The sequence below is a fragment of the Marinilabilia sp. genome, from assembly GCF_016278715.1.
Classification (GTDB): domain Bacteria; phylum Bacteroidota; class Bacteroidia; order Bacteroidales; family Marinilabiliaceae; genus Marinilabilia.
Map to the genome: position 1 here is coordinate 1 of NZ_JADQBH010000016.1, position 17,508 is coordinate 17,508.

The window sequence follows — 17,508 nt, forward strand, 5'->3', positions numbered from 1 at the left end:
GTCTTTTCTTTGAACTTGATAAATCAGAATAAGGGAACGGTATTACAACGATATCACCTTTTACAAATCTTTCCATGCTTCATCTTCTTCAGGTAACAGCCATTCTTTTGCCAATACGCTTTCGCTTGCAAAATGGGTCAATATGTTATTGTTCTCCGTTTTTTGCATTGTCTCTTTTTTCAATACTTCCCTTAATTTAAGTTTTTCGTTGTAAGGCAATTGTCTTACAAGGTCAACAACCTGGTTGAAATTAAGCGGTAAGTTTATGTTTAAATTTGCGGCTTCCATAATTTTACATTTTAAGAATCAAATATCTTGTGACTTTTTTGGGGGATTTTTCAAGGCAACACTCCGTTATCTCGAATCTTCGGGATTAGAAGTGTCTGATAATTAATGGTTTACGCAATTTGCAACATAATGCATAACCCTCTCATAATAAAAACTTTGCGTCATTGCGTCTTTACGTTTATGTTTTTTTTAACGAACTATTATCAAGGAAAATTCATTTCTTCTTTAAAACATAAAACACCGAATTTGGGGCAATTCTTTCAACGGGTTTTGTCGGATGGTATTTGAGATTGAATTTTAGGATTCCGGAGATGAACTTATCAAACAGGATATAAAATTTATAGTATTGAAGAGGTTTTTTGAAGAAACGGCCAAAAATCTTTTTGATGTGAGTTGTAAGGGTGAAACAAAAACTGCGGGAGATAACCTCAACCGGTTGGGTAGAAAAAGTCTTTTCAAAGAATTTTAACGGTATGCCTCTTTCGTTTTTGGTTAACCCGGGTCTTGGAGATCTCCAGTCACCCATCGATTGAACGGGTTCCCGAAGTAAAAGAAAACCCTCAGGTTTTAACACCCGTATCATCTCACCCAAAACAAAGCCCACATTGGGAATGTGGTGCAACGTACCGAAGCAGGTAATTAAGTCGAATGTGCCTGCTTCAAAATCCAATTTTCCGTCTGAATTGGGTTTGACATAGTTGGGGGTAATCGGTCCAATGGATTTACTGACAAGTTGTTCTGACGGCTCTACAATGGTCAGATTTTTTATATGGTCTATCAGGGGCTCAATTTCATTTCCCCAGGCGGCTCCAAAACCCAATGCGTTTTCAAAAATCTTACCTGGTAGTTTGCTATAACCATGAACGACATTGAGATTATTGTAAGTGTAATCAGTTGGTATAGTGCCTTTTTGGTCAATGTTTGCATAAGCCTCTGATTCTTCTTCAAACCATTTTTCTATCTGTTCAGGGCTAAAATCATTGCCATATAATTTTTCTCCGGAAAGGAACTCATTCATATTTCAAAAAAATAGTTTTTACAATAGCAAATGTATTATTTATTTATGTAAAAACTGACAGACGGGGCATTTTACCCGGTATAAGAAAAACAAAAACTATTTGATTCTTTTCATGTCAATATACCGTTAAGCTTTTACAAATAGTTGATAATTAATCCATTTCAAAACCAGACAAATTGGCCACAACTCACCCATCATAAAAACTTTACGTTATTGCGCCTCTGCGGTTAAGCTTTTTTTAACAGACTATTGTAATGAAAAAATGTTCAGCAAAATGGTCTATTGTTTGTTTTCTTAGTTCCTGTATTGGGCAACAGGACTAATCCACTGCTTTAATGTCCACTAAGACAGCGTTTTCTTTGACTAATGCATCTTGTTTTATATGGACTTTGGAGACTAAACCGTCGATGGGGGACTTGAGTTCATTTTCCATTTTCATAGCCGAAAGCACTACAATGGTTTGTCCTTCTTTCACAGCATCGCCGGGAGTTGCCTTAATGGAAATTACCTTGCCCGGAATGGGGGCCAGTATTTGCTCATTCTTATCTCCCGTTCTTTTTTTATCTCCTTTTAACGAACCTGCCGGTGCAATTTCAATATTGAATGATTGATATTGGGTATTGACGGCGTAGAAATGTTTCTTTTCGCTTTTTATTATTTCCATGTTGTGGCTGGTGCCATTGTGAAGTACCGAGTAAACACCGTCCTCCACTTTTTCCACATCAAGAGAATACTCCCTGTCGCCAATTGCCACCTGCAGTAAAGGGCCTTCACGCTTTATTATCCTGATTTCTTCCTGATGTTTTCCGTTTTTTGCTAATATTTTCATGGTCCGTTTTTTTCGATTTTCTTGTTAAATGGCTATGAGAGATATAGGGTAGTATTGCCTAAAATGGATTGAAGTGATGAAGACGTCCGTACTCTTTCCAGTTCGATTTACTGGATTGAACGTTGTTGAACCGGAGGCGTTTATCAACATGCGACTGATGCTCCACATAAGCCATAATCATAGCAAGGTCTTCACAGGTGTATTTGCAATCTTCACCTTTCATGAGGAATTCTTCATTGTTGGCAATGAAGTGGGTATCGTATTTTCCTTGCACAAAATCAGGAGTGTTCATAATTCTTTCAAGAAACTGAATGTTGGTTTTTACTCCGGTGATTTTGTATTCGTAAAGCGCCCTTTTCATGCGTTGAACGGCTTCTTCCCGGTTTTGGGCCCATACAATTAGTTTGGATATCAGCGGGTCGTAATAAACCGTTATTTCGTAACCTTCATAAATGTACCCGTCTGTTCGAACCCCCAGTCCCAGTGGCTCGGTGATGTGAAGAACGGTACCTGCCCCCGGCATGAAGTTTCGTTCGGGATCCTCTGCATAAATTCTGCATTCAATAGCATGACCTGATTTGCCAATATCTTTTTGCTTCCATGGCAAAGGTTCTCCGTTGGCTATCTTTATTTGGGCTTTTACCAGGTCTATTCCTGTTGTACGTTCGGTGATGGGATGTTCTACCTGGAGACGGGTATTCATTTCCAGAAAATAAAAATTCATGTCTGCATCCACCAGAAATTCCACAGTTCCGGCTCCTGTGTAATTGACAGAAGCAGCTGCAGCAATCGCCCTGTCGGTCATTTTCTTTCGTATTTTTTCAGGGATAAAAGGGGAGGGAGTTTCTTCCACGATTTTTTGATGACGTCGTTGTACTGAGCATTCCCGTTCAAAAAGATGAACGATATTCCCGTGGGTATCGCCCAGAATTTGAACCTCAATATGATGCGGCGACTTGAGGTATTTTTCCATATACACAGAGTCGTCTCCAAAGGCATTTAATGCTTCCGATTTGGCTCTTCTGATGGACGAATTCAACTCCTCAGGTTTTTCGACGAGTCGCATTCCTTTTCCACCGCCACCGGCCGAAGCTTTAATCATAACAGGAAATCCTATATCAGTTGCAATTTTCAGATTTTTAGAATCATCGTTGGTGAGTTTTCCGGATCCGGGAACCACTGGGACACCTGCTTTAATCATTAGTGCTCTGGCTCTCATTTTATCACCCATTGCATTAATGGCTTCCGCTTCAGGGCCAATAAAAATGAGTCCTGCTTCACGCACCTGATGAGCAAAATCCGAATTTTCGGAAAGAAATCCATAGCCCGGATGTATGGCATCGGCACCACTTTGTTTTGCAGTTTCCAATATTTTTGGAATGTTCAGATAGCTCTGGCCCGAAGGTCCGGGGCCCACCGGCCATGCTTCGTCGGCATACCGAACGTGCATTGAAGTACGGTCGGGTTGAGAATAAATAGCAACACTTTTAATGCCTGACTCGCGGCATGAACGAATAATACGAACTGCTATTTCGCCGCGGTTGGCTACAAGAATTTTTCGAATCATGAGAGATTTCTATAATGATTGAACTGTTTTTAGTTTTTCTTAACAAACAGTATGCGATTCGGTTCACTTGTCGGGTCTGATTGTTTGAATCCAAAATTGTAAATAGTTGTCGGATAGACGCTACGTTCGGCGGTTTTGTTTCTCCATTTTGTCGGTCATTTGTTGAAGAATTTATATCTTTGGTTATAAAAGTAATCTTTCGTTTTCCGGTCTAAAAAGACAATTCAGGGAAGTTTTAGAAATGGTCGGAAGGAATTATTTTTATTAAGACCTCTTTTAAATAAACCGGTATAAGTATTTTCATTAAACCAAATAAGCGTTCTTTGACTTATATTGGCAAAACAAATATCAAAAATTGAATCGCTATGTTGAATAAGAAAGTTGAAAAAAAGCTTGTAGAGCAAATCGAAAAAGAAGGTTATTCATCCAGTCTTTACCTTGCCATGGCCACCTGGGCCGAATGTAACGGACTGGAAGGTGTTGCAGGCTGGATGTATGCTCAGTCGGATGAGGAGCGTATGCACATGCTGAAAATTGTTAAGTATGTAAATGAACGTGGAGGGCAGGCTGTCATAAGCGGTTTTGATAAGCCTCCGGCAGATTTCAAAAATGTAAAGACTTTGTTTGAGCAGGTATTTGCCCATGAGCAAAAAGTTACTGCTTCTATCAATGATATTGTGGAAGTCTGTTTGAATGAAAAGGATTTTACTACGCACAATTGGTTGCAGTGGTTCGTAAATGAGCAGATTGAAGAAGAAGCTTCAGTGTCCGCTATTTTGGATAAACTGAAACTTCTGGGAGATCAAAATATGTATATGTTCGACAGAGACATTATGGGAATGCGTGGACAGCAACCGGCAAGCCTTGAATAGCAGGAGATTAGAGGGCAAAATAACAAGTCAAAAACGGCAAGTTATTTCGGCACAATCCCTAAGAAGAGCATCTGTTAAAAAATATTCGGATGCTCTTTTTTTTATTGAATATCTATAATCTCGTATTGTATTTTTTCAGCGGTTAAAAGTCAGTTGATTCCGAATAGATGACAGATTTTTTATTGAGACAGAAAAATTTTGTTGAATGATTCTCTTCCTCTGGCTTCTAACCTCCAATAACCAGATTCTAACCTCTAACCTTCTAATTGTCTGCATGCCATTTGGAAGTTTGGAACAACCTAAATTCTATGTATCAGAAAGATTATATCCTCAGAATGATTGAAGAAATAGGCCGCTTTTTGGCTGCCTTGTCCGGATTGAAATCGAAAAAGAATTATAAAAAAGCCTTTGAAGATTTCCTGGAGTTTATTGCACTTCATTTTAAAATTGAGTCAGAGGAATTGTCCCTCGAAAATATTGAATCACTGGAGGCAAAACTCAAATCTGCATTAAATGATTATCCTGATGAACTGGGACAATTACTTCTGAATGGGGGAGAATCGGCCAGTGAAGCAGGAAGACGTGATATTACCGAAACCTTGTATCTATTGGCATGGAATGCTTATTCTAAAGCCGAACAAGAATCTGATTCGTATCGTTTCAACCGGATGGTGGAAATGAACAACCTTAAAGAAAAGCTGGCATTGATGGGAATTAATGTTTGAAACTTTCTTCTATGAAAAACGAGGACTTTTCAGCCCCCGTTTATTTCATCAGTATATAATTAAACTAAGTTATTGGTCTGATGGAACTCGCATGTAAGAACTTATACATGTTCTCTTGTGGCAATCGTTGCCATGCTCGTTTCATTTGGTAATAATTAAAATTGATTGAAAAAATATTGTTTTATGTGCATTTGTGGGAGGCTGTATGCTAACCACTAATCTTTTTCCCTTATGGTTCTTATGTAGTTTGAACACTTTCATTCATTATTGGTGATGTTAAAAAATATTTGAGATTTTCAATCCTGCATAAACAGTTCTTGGGTTCACAGGACCATAGATATATCCGGGATCCCGGTCTTTGCCGGTGTCAAAATCATTTTGATAACTGTTCAGGATATTTTTTGCTCCGGTAAAGAAATCAAAATCACCCACGCTGGTTTCCAGGCAATAGGTTACTTTGACAGCCCAGTCGAAAAAGACCTCCGATTCATTAATATATCCGGTTTCCGGGTCAGCTGCTTTAGGTCCAAAATAAGGAACGAGCATTTTTCCGGTATAGATTCCGTTGGTGGTAAATTCCCAATGTCCTTTGGGTTTCCAGTTGAGGGTGAAAAATCCGTAATTATCCGGTGTTCTTAGAAATCTGGTCTCATTAAAATCCTGGGGGGCACCATACTCACTTGTTTGAAATGTAAACCCTGTATTTATATCAAAGATGGTCGAAGGAGCCCATTTTGCCTCAATATTTACTCCCTGCACTGTGGCACCTTCCTTTTCATTTACTCTGGTGTAAATCACTTTTCCGCTGGCATCGGGTGTTCCTATTACATTTGAAAACGGGTTCTGTAATTTGGTGTGAAAAAATTCGGCAAGCAATTCCAGGTTTGAATTATCCCTTTCAATGGTGTAGCTCAATGACCCGGTAAAACTTTGACTTGTTTCCTGTTTTAGATCGGGTTCATTTTGGTGGATCACCTGCCGGCTGTCAGAAGTTTCTATATGCAGGTCTTCATCGAAAACCTGTGGTGCTCTGTAACCTTTGGCATAACTGGCTCTCACCTGAAATGGGTTTGTCAATCCATACAATAAAGTGAATCGGGGACTTAACACATTGTTCGATATGGTACTACCGCTGATGTTATCAGAAATACTGTAATGATCCAGACGCACCCCGCCGGAAATTGAAAAGTCATGAAATTTCTTTTCCAGTTGAGCAAAGACTCCTCCAACCATTGTTTCCTGATCGGCAATGGTACGCGAAGGAATTTCTATTTCCGAAACTTCCATGGTATTCTCATTTACCTGAAACTCCCGGTATCCCAGTTTTTTATCCAGTAGGTTGCCACCATTAATTTCGGCTCCTGAAATGATATTAATGCCCGGAGTAAGGATTTTGTACTGAACACCTCCTGTGTAAGTCAAATCATGTGTATTGCCATACGCATCCAAAGCCTTTCCGGCCCCATAGTAAGAATCTCTTTTGATGTCCTGGGCTGCCATATAGGTATTAAGTTCCTGATTTGCTCCTGTAAACAAATGCCAGGAGATGCTGCCGGTATTGATGTTGTGTTCGGTGGCTTCTGTTACCCATGCTTCATGGTAAGGAAGGTCAAAACTGTCTCCCCCTCTTCGGTGTTCGTTAATATGAAAGAAGTCGGTCACCAGTTTGCTTTTGTATCCGGTTCGCAACGACCACTGTGCGCCCAGCGTGTTGTTGTTAATCTCGGAAAGTTCGGAGAATCCATCATCATTGGCATCAAACGGAGTTCTTTTTCTTAGTGAGCCGTAAAGGGCCAGTCCGTTTTTATTCTCTTCACTGGTGAGCGTCGCGTTGAAATTAACCTGGTGTTCATTTCCGGGGTCTGCTTCATCTAGAAAACTACCAATTTGTGAAGTCTGAGCACTAATGGAATATTGATTATTAACAGGTTCCCGGGTAATGACATTTACTGTTCCGGCAATGGCGTTACTTCCGTATAATGCCGAACCACCCCCGCGAACTACTTCAATTCGCTCAATCATGTTGGATGGCATCAGTTCCAGTCCGTAAACCGCTGCCAAACCGCTGAAGATAGGTCTTCCGTTAATCAGGATTTGTGAGTAAGGCCCGTCTAGTCCATTCATGCGAAGTGAGTTTGCGCCACAGTTTCCACAATTGTTTTCAATACGGAGGCCCGGGCTGTATGCCAGTCCCTCGCTTAGGTTGGCTGTCTGTACTGCCTGAAGCATCGCATTATCGAGAGTATTGACAATGATAGAAGATTCTTTTCTTTTTTCACTGTTTCTGTCAGCAGTGACAACAACTTGTTCAAGTCCCAGAATATCCTCTTCAACTTCCAGTTTTAAATGGTGGGCTTCCCCTGCGGTTATGATAATTTCTTTTTCTGTAGGTTTGTAACCCAATGCTCTTACCACAATTGTTTGTTTTCCTTCGGGTGCAGAAATTTCAAAATAACCATTTTCGGTTGTCGCTGCACCAATCATGGTCGATTTTATCTGTACCGTTGCATAAGGCAATGGTTCTCCATTTGTTGTGATGCGTCCTTCCACTATGGCAGTTGGAGGATTTTTTCCTTCACGGGTTCCGGTTGCTGAAACCTGAAATGAAATGGTGAACCAAATAATAAGAAAAATGAAGTGAGTGAAGTTGCTAAATTTCATTTATTTGTGGTTTATTGTTTTTTTCAGAAACGACCTGAATAAATGCAGGTCTGAGGATTTCATTTACGTGTTGGCCCATTAACGGGATGAGACATTTCTTTTGAGAGTTGATTTTTTGTTTGTGAAAACCGATATTCAATCTCGTTGGCCCACAATTTCTCTATCTTTGAAACAGAATTTGTTTCAGACAGGATGAGCCAGGTAAATCACCCAACGCTATGTTTTTTGTTAATGGTTTTGAAGACTGGTAAAATCATTAAGATTTTCCAGACTTTTTTTTGCTGCCAGTTTGAGATGTTATACCGGATGGACTGGAGGAGCTCTTAATAAGCTGAAAGTTTCTGAAGTAAATGGTATTCCCGGTTTTTGAGTTAACCAGGTGAAAATTTGAAAAGGCTGATTAAAATTAAATTCGGATAACCCGTTTTTAAAAAAGTGATTGAAATCGGAAAAAAACGAATAGCTATATGAAGTGTGTTCGTGCTGTTTGGACTTTTCGTTTGAGGCGGAGTTTGAGTCTGCTCCATTATTATCCGCTAACCCTACGGTGAAGAAATGAGCATGAACAATTCGGGTGCCATCCGCTAAAATGTGTGTGTGAATGAAGAATGCGTAAGAAACAACAATAAATAATTGCGCCAGAATTAACGACACACTTATTGGTTTCTTACTGATGGGTGTTCTCCAGTATGTAAAACTTTTCTTCATCGGGTGCAAAAATAGCACCCGTAATTAAATTGTCCTATCCCCAAATGTTGGCATTTTTTATCCTCCGGATCTTTTTGTCTTTGAAAATCCATTGTTTTGTAGATGTTCGATGATTCTGTTGCAAAAATCACCCTGAATGATAATTTCTCCATTTTTAACTGAACCACCTGTTCCACATGCACTTTTAAGTTTTTTCCCCAGCGCCTGTAAATCCTCTTCCGGACCTATAAACCCGGTGACCAGGGTCACTACTTTTCCTTTGCGCTGTTTCCGGTCGAGCATAACACGGAGATTTTGTTTTTCAGGCTCCATTGATTCAACTTCTTCCTCTTCAATAAAATTAGTGGGGTCGAAATCAGGATTTGTGCTAAAAACCATTCCTCCCAAATTGTTCTTTTTCTTTTTTGCGCACATAGTGTTTTTGTTTATTTAAATGACAAAAATAGGGGATAATTTGTGGAAGGTGGTTTGGAGAAGTCATTTTTTTGAGGTGAAAATTTGGAAAAAGCATGATGGTTATTTTTATCCATTGTAAATTAGAGCGCTGGCAGAGTACATTCTTTGCCCTGAAAAAGGATATTATTACTTTTGAACTCAATTTTTTGCATGATTGTAATGCAAAAAACAGAGTCAAAACCTAATTTATAACTTACCAGTTGAAAAATGAATAAAGTTGTAAGTAAAGAATTTTTTTCGGAGAATGTTGTTCGTTTGGAAATTGAGGCACCTCGTATTGCGAAAGCACGACGAGCCGGACATTTTGTGATTTTACGTGTTGATGAGAAAGGTGAACGAATTCCGCTCACTATTTCCGGTTCGGATGTTGCAAGAGGCACAATTACACTTGTTATTCAGCGTGTAGGAGTTACTTCCAGGAAACTGGCAGAGCTGGAGCCTGGTGATATGATTACCGATCTTGTGGGGCCGTTGGGGCAGGCAACTGATGTTAAAAAAGTAGGAACCATTCTTGCTTGCGGGGGTGGAGTAGGGGTTGCTCCTTTGTTACCTATTGTCGAAGCCAGCAAGAAAGCCGGAAACAGAGTGGTTTCAATTATTGCTGCAAGGAGTAAAGACCTGATTATATTAGAAGATCAGATTCGTGAGTTTTCGGATGAAGTGATTGTGATGACAGATGACGGTTCTTATGGAGAAAAAGGTCTCATTACCGAAGGGATGGAAAGAGTCATTAAGCGTGAGAAAGTCGATGAGGCTGTTATTATTGGTCCCGCTATTATGATGAAGTTTGCTGCGGAAGTAACACGAAAACATGAAATACCTTCTATCGCCAGTCTGAATACAATAATGGTAGATGGAACCGGAATGTGCGGTGCATGCAGGGTTACGGTTGATGGAAAAACAAAGTTTGTCTGCGTGGATGGTCCCGAATTTGATGCCCATAAAGTGGATTTTGATGAAATGTTGATGCGTCTTAGCGGGTATAAAGATTTTGAAAAAGATGCCAATGAGCGTTATCTCAACCAGCAAAAGTAAACAGGAAAATCATGGATAAACAAGATATGTTGAAACAGGAGCGGGATGCTGCCTGGAGAAAAGAACTTCGTGGAGAAATTAAAAATAAGGAGCGTACAGGATTCGAAAGGGTAAAGATGCCCGAAGCCGATCCCATTGAGCGGAGCCACAGTTATGTTGAAGTAAACAGTGGATTGTCGGCCGAAGAAGCCGTGCTTGAGGCAAAACGTTGCCTGGATTGTGCCAATCCTACCTGTATTCAGGGATGCCCCGTGGAGATTAATATTCCCAAGTTTATTAAAAATATTGAACGGGGAGAGTTTCTTGAGTCAGCAAAGGTACTGAAGGAAACAAGTGCTCTTCCGGCTGTATGTGGACGCGTTTGCCCGCAGGAGAAACAGTGTGAAGCCACTTGTTTTTATACTCAGAAATTAAAAAAACCTGCCGTGGCGATTGGTTATTTGGAGCGTTTTGCAGCCGATTATGAACGTGAATCAGGTAATATTTCTGTTCCAGAAGTTGCCGAATCTAAAAATATCAAAATTGCCTGCATCGGTTCAGGGCCTGCCGGACTTTCTTTTTCGGGCGATATGGCCAAACTTGGATACGACGTTACGGTATTTGAAGCGTTACATCAAATCGGGGGTGTACTGAAATACGGAATTCCAGAATTTCGTTTACCCAACGAGGTGGTTGATGTGGAAATTGAGAACCTCAAAAAGATGGGCGTGAAGTTTGAAACCAACTTTATAGTCGGAAAAACTGCTACCGTGGAGGACCTCAAAGAGGAAGGTTTTGAAGCTTTTTTTGTGGGAAGTGGTGCCGGGTTGCCTCGTTTTATGGGAATCCCCGGTGAAAATCTGGTGGGGATTCTTAGCTCCAACGAGTATCTTACGCGGGTCAATTTAATGGAGGCTAACAAAACCGAAACCGACACGCCCATTCTTAAAGGGAAGCGTGTTGCTGTAATTGGTGGAGGAAATACAGCTATGGATTCTGTTCGTACTGCGCTCCGCCTTGGTGCTGAAAAAGCGATGATTATTTATCGGCGTTCTGAAGAGGAAATGCCAGCAAGGGTTGAGGAAATTAAACATGCTAAAGAAGAGGGTGTTGAATTTTTAAATCTGCAGAATCCAATCGAATACATTGGCGATTCTAAAGGGTATGTTCGTCAGGCCCGGGTTCAGCGTATGGAGTTGGGCGAACCGGATTCCAGTGGGCGCCGACGTCCTGTGCCTGTTGTAGGGTCTGAATATCTTCTGGATGTGGATACTGTGGTGGTAAGTGTCGGGGTTTCTCCAAATCCCCTGATTCCTCAGTCATTACCCGATTTAAAAACCACCGACTGGAGTACCCTGGTGGTGGATGATGAATCACTGCAGACATCAGTGCCTTTAATGTTTGCCGGAGGAGATATTGTAAGAGGGGGAGCTACCGTTATTCTTGCTATGGGTGACGGACGAAAGGCTGCTAAAGCAATGGATGCTGAACTTTCGGGCGCTTTGTAGTCTGAAACTGCATCCCGGAGCAAATTATTTTTCAAAAAACTCTTACCAAAAAATCAAAAAATGGCTGATTTAAAAACGAAATATCTCGGATTAGAACTTAAAAATCCATTGCTTATCGGAAGTTGTGGCCTGACCGGCTCCATAGATTCCATCTTAAAAATGGTTGATTTTGGTGCCGGAGGTGTAGTTCTCAAATCATTGTTTGAAGAGGAGATTATTCTTGAACATGAGAAGAATATGAAGGAAAAACTCGGCAGTCAGGAGAGCAATCTTGAGTTTCTGGATTATTTTGATTACCAACTGAAAGAAAATACTTTTAAAAAGCAGCGAAACCTGATTGATGAGATTAAATCGAAAGCAGATGTGCCGGTTATTGCCAGTATCAATTGCTATTCGGTAGGGGAGTGGTTTTCGTATGCCAAATTACTGGAAGATGCCGGGGCCGATGCGCTGGAATTGAACCTTTATCGCATTCCTTCTAAAATTAATGTTTCTGCGGAAGAAATCCTCAAAGGGTATTACGAAATAGTGAAGCGTGTCAAAGAGCATGTTCAGATTCCGGTCTCTGTAAAGTTAAGTCCTTATTTTACCGATTTGGGTAATGTTGTTTCCCAATTTGATATGTTGGGTGTAAACGGAATAGTTATGTTTAACCGTTTTTACAGCCCGGATATTGATTTGGAGAATAACCGCATTTCCTCAGGACCGGTTTATTCAAATACTAATGACTATACCGATTCTTTACGCTGGATTGCGATGCTAAAGGAACAGGTGACATGCGATCTGAGTGCCTCAGGTGGTGTCCATACGCCCGACTCCATGTTTAAAATGTTGCTGGCAGGTGCAAGTTCGGTTCAGGTGGTGTCGGCTATCTATAAAAATGGACACGGATATATTCGTGACCTGCTTTCTGGTGTTGAGAAATGGATGGTGAAAAAACAGTTGGCCGATATTGAGGCGGTTCATAAATTTGGCCGGGAACTCATGCCCAATCACGGTGAAGTGTTCGAAAGGGCTCAATTTATGAAGTATTTTGGACAACATGGAGAACAATAAGCAATGAGCAATGAACAATTACCAATTATCATGAATAACTGATAATTGCTAACTGCTTATTGGTAATTGCTAACTGCTTATTGGTTAATTGTGATTATTTGAAAAAAAATTACTACTTTTGCGCCGCATTAGCGAATAATAATGTTTAATTTAATTTAAAGAGTTTATGCAAAACCATTATGAAACCGTTTTCATTTTAACTCCCGTTTTGTCTGATGGTCAGATGAAGGAGACGGTGGAAAAGTTCAAGGATATGATTCTTGAGCATGGGGGAGAAATCGTACACCAGGAAAACTGGGGATTACGAAAACTGGCTTACCCCATCCAGAAGAAATCAACAGGTTTTTACCAGTTGTTTGAGTTCAAAGCCGATCCAACTTTTATTGACAAGCTGGAAGTGCAGTACCGACGCGATGAGCGCATCATCCGGTTCCTGACCTTTAAACTGGACAAGTATGCTATTCAGTACAGCGAGAAGAGAAGAAGTGCAACCAAAAAAGAAGGAAAGGAGAACTAAACCATGGCACAAAATCAAAGCGAAATCAGATATCTGACACCTCCGTCGGTTGAAATCAAAAAGAAAAAGTACTGCCGGTTCAAAAAGAACGGTATTAAGTATGTGGATTACAAAGATCCTGAGTTTCTGAAGAAGTTTCTCAACGAACAGGGTAAAATTCTGCCCCGTCGTTTGACTGGTACTTCATTGAAATTTCAGAGAAAAGTATCTCAGGCAATTAAAAGAGCCCGTCACTTGGCCTTGTTGCCTTATGTAACCGATTTGATGAAATAAACAAGGAGGAAAACAAGATGGAAGTAATTTTGAAAGAAGATGTGACCAACCTTGGTCTCAAAAATGATATAGTAAATGTGCGTCCGGGTTATGGGCGCAACTATCTTATTCCACGCGGAATCGCTATCCTTGCCACCGAATCGGCCAAGAAGGTTTTTGCTGAAAACAAAAGGCAACAGGCGCACAAGGAGGAGAAAATCCGCAACGAAGCTTTGGAACTGGCGAAACAACTCGAAGGTAAGAAAGTTACCATCGGTGCAAAAACCAGTACCACGGGTAAAATTTTCGGTTCTGTGAATAATATACAGATTGCCGAAGCCCTGGAAAAAGATGGTTTCAACATCGAACGCAAGAACATCTCAATTGCCGAAGAAGATGCAGTAAAAGAAGTTGGCAGCTACAAAGCTGTTGTAAAACTCCACAGAGATGTAAAAGTGGAAATTGATTTTGAAGTAGTTTCAGAATAATTTCGCCACTTATTTAGTATTAATTTACGATACGTTTTCAAACAAACAGCATAAAAAGTCTGATCTTTAACCGGGATCAGACTTTTTTGTGTTATAATTAGAATCATTAGTGTCAGTCTAAAATCTGTAGAACAGTGACATTGCAAGCAAGTGTGTCAGTTATTAAATTGGATTACTTAAATTCCAGGTGATTTTTTTCTTTATGCCAGACGGGATTCCATAGCTACAGTTTAAAAGCCCGACGAAGCAGAAAGAAAAAAGTGCTTGAAGTTAGCAAAGGGATTTAGTAATTCCCACACTAGGCAAAGCAATTCCTTTTTTTAGAAAAAGGGTTCTTCGGACAATAATGAATCCAGGAAATTAAGTTTCCTCACTCAATGGTGCAAATTCACAAAGTTCCAATTACGTCTCCGGTTTTTGGAGTTTGGCAAATGGAACTCTGTGTTTTGGCTTTTAAAGCTATGTAAAGCTCTTAATTGATTTGTACAGGATATTTGGCTTCCCGTTCCTTGGCTGTTTCAAGCCATTGGGGAATAACAGTATTCAGGAATATTTCTTTCTCTTCATTCATTGTTGCCATGTCCATACCAAGATATGCCTGTGCCTTGGCTTTAGTACTGATGTCGGGATATTCAATGGCTTCGTTGTGGCCGAGAGTGGCAAGAACACGTGCCAGTTTGATGCGAGCCTCCTGAGCAATGCTGATGCCATCACCAATGATTCGCCCCAACTCAACAGGGTTGTGGAAAGAGTTTCCATGTCCAGCTGCCGAGAAATCCCAACGCCATTGGGCATGACGGATGTCCATCAGGATTTCTTCCATTTGTTCCTCAGTGGCACCATAATCCCATGCATGTTTGGCTTCTACATGCGCACGAACTAATAATTCTTCCAGGTTTTCACGGTTATGCGCAATTTGATCCTGACGTTTGTAAACAGTAGCTACCAGTTCTTTTGTTTCGTTGCGGTGACATACCTGACAGGAATTGGCCACATTATTCAATGGACTCTGGATGTGGTGGTCAGTGAATTTCTGGCCTCCTTCGTTCATGTATGGCATGTGGCAATCAGCGCATGAAACTCCTCTGGAAGCATGTATTCCTGTGGAATATACCTCGTAGTCGGGATGTTGAGCCTTGAGCATGGGAGCACGACTTAACCCATGGGTCCAGTCCGAAAAATTCATGTCGTCATAATATTTTTCCATATCCTCAATGGCAAACCCATTATCCCATGGAAAAGTAAGATAATTAACGCCTTCCACTTTTTCTTTGTTGAAATAGTACTCCACGTGGCACTGAGCGCAAACCAGTGAACGCATCTCCTGGTGTGAGGCCATGGCAATGTCTTTTCCCTGCCGCTCGAAAGCTTCAATTAATGCCGGACGCGAAATCCGCAGGTTCATGGTTTCTGCATCGTGGCAATCGGCACAACCGATGGGATTAATAATTTCGGGACCTTTTTCTTCCCAGGTGCCTTTATAGAATTCTGCAGGCCCCATTTCGCTCATCAGACGAGGTACATCAGGACTTTTGCAGGTCCAGCAGGTATTCGGCATAGGACTTTCTTTTCCATTGATTGGAGCCCCTGTACGCAGGATTTCCCGGATGTCGTTGATGGCATGATAATGGCCCCGGGCCTGGTTGTATTCCTTCGAAAATCCGTAATCGGCCCAAAGAATCACCAATTCAGGATACTTGGCAAGCATATCTGTTTTTTTAGCACCATTGTACTTGCTTTGGAAGGAAGTGTCACTGGTCTGCATATAGGTTTGATATTGACGGGGGAAGTTTTCTCCCCAAACTTCATTTCTGGGTTCATATTGGCCGTGCTCTACCTGTGGGGTGTAGGTAAACTGAGCTTCGGTACGGCGTTCAATAATGGAGGAAGCAAATAAACCAAGAACGAAAACTACAATTATAGTGGTAAAAAATATCAGCCACCCGATCCATGGTTTTTCTTTTATTTTTTCACTGATTGGTTTCATAAGTTTAGTGTTTATCTAAGTCATTGTTTTAATGAATTTTGTATGTTTTTTTTGTGATATACTCGTTTCATTAAATCAAAGCTTAGAGGGTTATTTTTCTTTTTTATTTCTCTTCTTTGGGCCTGAGCCATTCCGGAACCGGGCTTTCGGGCAGCGGAATACCTCTTGCATCTGGAACGCTTGAAAGACTGTTGACACGTCCATGCGGCGTTTCCCGGTGACAATCGGTGCAGTAGCGGTCTTCGATATTGCGGTGGATGTCCGGACGCATGGTGGTTAATTTTGTGTCTGATATTAACTCTTCGTGACAGCGTCTGCAGTTTTGATCTACAACGTCTTTGCCTGCTTGCTGGATAAAGATTACCTGGGGTTCCAGCCGGAAAGTAAACATGAAAGAATGGCGCAACCCGTCTTTGGCTTTAAAGAAATAGTGGTTTGCAATATTATTGTGCGGAACATGGCAATCATTGCAATTGGTCCATTCCCTATGCGAACTGTGACTCCATGTGGCATATTGAGGTGCCATAATATGGCAGTTGACACAGGTTTGTGGCTCATCAGACAGATAGGAAGCAGCCTTGGATATATGGATTACAAAGAAACCCAGGCCGGCGAATATTCCCAGCAAAATGATGACCGCGAATTTCCATCGGTCAGGAGGAATAAACCATCGAATGAATTTAAATTGTTTCATAGTCAGGCTATTGTGGTTTGTTTTAAGGATTCAGGCAGTGGATTACCTCTTTTTTTCTGTAATAAAAATACAAAAACACATGTTGGATTTATGTATATTTTACGTTTTTTACATAATTTGTAATTAGTCTTAATTGTTTGATGCTTATGGTGAGTTGTACCCTTTACCGAAATTTCCGTTTAACTATCGCATAAGGAGTTGTTAGTACCTTACTTCTGATATTCGTGTGTTCTTATAAAAAAAGACGGGCGATAACAAAACCGCCCGTCCTGTGTCAGAAACTAATTTCAAGTCAATTGTAGGATGTCGGGAAAGGCGAAGTTATTTTCAAGTTTTTGTTAAATAAAAGAATGTAAGCATAGCCATAGCTAAGTGAGTTTTTTTATGAAGCAAAAACACAAAAGAACGCGTCTTGGCCCGTTTGGTTCCTTTTGACTTGACACTAAAAATGTCCCTGATATTTTATCCAATCAATTCTGCCATATCTTCCTCCACGGTTGAGATAGATGCAATTCCAAACTGTTCCACCAGGACTTTTGCCACATTGGCGGAAAGAAATGCCGGCAATGTTGGCCCGAGGTGTATGTTTTTCACCCCAAGTGACAGGAGGGCCAGCAATACAATGACAGCCTTCTGCTCGTACCATGCGATGTTGTAAACAATAGGTAGCTCATTGATATCGTCCAGGCCGAAGACCTCTTTCAGTTTCAACGCAATAACTGCGAGAGAGTAGGAGTCGTTGCATTGTCCTGCATCCAGTATCCTTGGAATGCCTCCGATGTCTCCCATCTGGAGTTTGTTGTAACGGTATTTGGCACAACCGGCGGTGAGGATTACTGAATCCTGAGGCAATTCCCGTGCGAAATCG

At 40.9% G+C, this 17,508-nt stretch carries 17 protein-coding genes and 1 pseudogene; 8 read left to right on the forward strand and 10 right to left on the reverse strand.

Translation table 11 applies throughout. The annotated features are described in order from the left end of the window. Positions 1-60: 60 nt before the first annotated feature. The 4 genes from QZZ43_RS01080 to accC form a co-directional block, all read right to left on the reverse strand. Entirely contained in the window at positions 61-288 is a 228-nt protein-coding gene (locus QZZ43_RS01080) for a hypothetical protein (protein WP_291855209.1), read from the reverse strand. Positions 289-502: 214 nt separating this feature from the next. Next, entirely contained in the window at positions 503-1,306 is an 804-nt protein-coding gene (locus tag QZZ43_RS01085; protein WP_291855212.1) for a class I SAM-dependent methyltransferase, read from the reverse strand. A 319-nt stretch (positions 1,307-1,625) separates the two neighbouring features. Then, positions 1,626-2,135 carry a biotin/lipoyl-containing protein gene (locus tag QZZ43_RS01090; RefSeq protein WP_291855214.1) on the reverse strand — a complete coding sequence of 170 codons (510 nt, stop codon included), beginning with the start codon at positions 2,133-2,135 and terminating at the stop codon, positions 1,626-1,628. 58 nt (positions 2,136-2,193) lie between these two features. Continuing rightward, positions 2,194-3,702, reverse strand: coding sequence for an acetyl-CoA carboxylase biotin carboxylase subunit (gene accC, locus QZZ43_RS01095; protein ID WP_291855216.1), 1,509 nt, complete (start codon positions 3,700-3,702; stop codon positions 2,194-2,196). Positions 3,703-4,067: 365 nt separating this feature from the next. Here accC and QZZ43_RS01100 point away from each other — a divergent pair, with 365 nt between their 5' ends. Together QZZ43_RS01100 and QZZ43_RS01105 are read left to right on the forward strand one after the other, a co-directional pair. Beyond that, complete coding sequence (locus QZZ43_RS01100; protein ID WP_291855219.1) at positions 4,068-4,574, forward strand: ferritin; 507 nt, start codon at positions 4,068-4,070, stop codon at positions 4,572-4,574. Positions 4,575-4,882: 308 nt separating this feature from the next. Next, positions 4,883-5,299, forward strand: a complete 417-nt coding sequence (locus QZZ43_RS01105; RefSeq protein ID WP_291855222.1) for a hypothetical protein — start codon at positions 4,883-4,885, stop codon at positions 5,297-5,299. Between the two features lie 276 nt (positions 5,300-5,575). Here the strand turns inward: QZZ43_RS01105 and QZZ43_RS01110 are convergent, their stop codons facing one another. The 3 genes from QZZ43_RS01110 to QZZ43_RS01120 form a co-directional block, all read right to left on the reverse strand. After that, positions 5,576-7,960, reverse strand: a complete 2,385-nt coding sequence (locus tag QZZ43_RS01110) for a TonB-dependent receptor (protein WP_291855225.1) — start codon at positions 7,958-7,960, stop codon at positions 5,576-5,578. A gap of 297 nt (positions 7,961-8,257) precedes the next feature. Next, complete coding sequence (locus QZZ43_RS01115; RefSeq protein ID WP_291855228.1) at positions 8,258-8,614, reverse strand: hypothetical protein; 357 nt, start codon at positions 8,612-8,614, stop codon at positions 8,258-8,260. Positions 8,615-8,725: 111 nt separating this feature from the next. After that, positions 8,726-9,082, reverse strand: a complete 357-nt coding sequence (locus QZZ43_RS01120; RefSeq protein ID WP_291855231.1) for a translation initiation factor — start codon at positions 9,080-9,082, stop codon at positions 8,726-8,728. A 249-nt stretch (positions 9,083-9,331) separates the two neighbouring features. Between QZZ43_RS01120 and QZZ43_RS01125 the strand changes: the two genes are divergently transcribed. The 6 genes from QZZ43_RS01125 (at position 9,332) to rplI (ending at position 13,959) form a co-directional block, all read left to right on the forward strand. Further along, positions 9,332-10,159 carry a sulfide/dihydroorotate dehydrogenase-like FAD/NAD-binding protein gene (locus QZZ43_RS01125; protein WP_291855235.1) on the forward strand — a complete coding sequence of 276 codons (828 nt, stop codon included), beginning with the start codon at positions 9,332-9,334 and terminating at the stop codon, positions 10,157-10,159. Between the two features lie 11 nt (positions 10,160-10,170). Then, complete coding sequence (gene gltA / locus QZZ43_RS01130) at positions 10,171-11,646, forward strand: NADPH-dependent glutamate synthase (RefSeq protein ID WP_291855238.1); 1,476 nt, start codon at positions 10,171-10,173, stop codon at positions 11,644-11,646. Positions 11,647-11,706: 60 nt separating this feature from the next. Continuing rightward, complete coding sequence (locus QZZ43_RS01135) at positions 11,707-12,702, forward strand: dihydroorotate dehydrogenase-like protein (protein ID WP_291855241.1); 996 nt, start codon at positions 11,707-11,709, stop codon at positions 12,700-12,702. A gap of 166 nt (positions 12,703-12,868) precedes the next feature. Continuing rightward, positions 12,869-13,219 carry a 30S ribosomal protein S6 gene (gene rpsF, locus QZZ43_RS01140; protein WP_291855244.1) on the forward strand — a complete coding sequence of 117 codons (351 nt, stop codon included), beginning with the start codon at positions 12,869-12,871 and terminating at the stop codon, positions 13,217-13,219. 3 nt (positions 13,220-13,222) lie between these two features. Further along, positions 13,223-13,492, forward strand: a complete 270-nt coding sequence (gene rpsR, locus QZZ43_RS01145; protein WP_291855247.1) for a 30S ribosomal protein S18 — start codon at positions 13,223-13,225, stop codon at positions 13,490-13,492. 17 nt (positions 13,493-13,509) lie between these two features. Then, a complete protein-coding gene (gene rplI / locus QZZ43_RS01150) occupies positions 13,510-13,959 on the forward strand; it encodes a 50S ribosomal protein L9 (protein ID WP_291855250.1) in 450 nt (149 codons plus the stop codon). A 472-nt stretch (positions 13,960-14,431) separates the two neighbouring features. Here the strand turns inward: rplI and nrfA are convergent, their stop codons facing one another. The 3 genes and pseudogenes from nrfA to QZZ43_RS01165 all read right to left on the reverse strand — a co-directional run. Next, a complete protein-coding gene (nrfA, locus tag QZZ43_RS01155; RefSeq protein ID WP_291855252.1) occupies positions 14,432-15,946 on the reverse strand; it encodes an ammonia-forming cytochrome c nitrite reductase in 1,515 nt (504 codons plus the stop codon). Positions 15,947-16,049: 103 nt separating this feature from the next. Further along, positions 16,050-16,640, reverse strand: coding sequence for a cytochrome c nitrite reductase small subunit (gene nrfH / locus QZZ43_RS01160; protein ID WP_291855255.1), 591 nt, complete (start codon positions 16,638-16,640; stop codon positions 16,050-16,052). Between the two features lie 462 nt (positions 16,641-17,102). Then, positions 17,103-17,508: pseudogene (locus QZZ43_RS01165) on the reverse strand (hydroxylamine reductase); the annotation flags it as partial.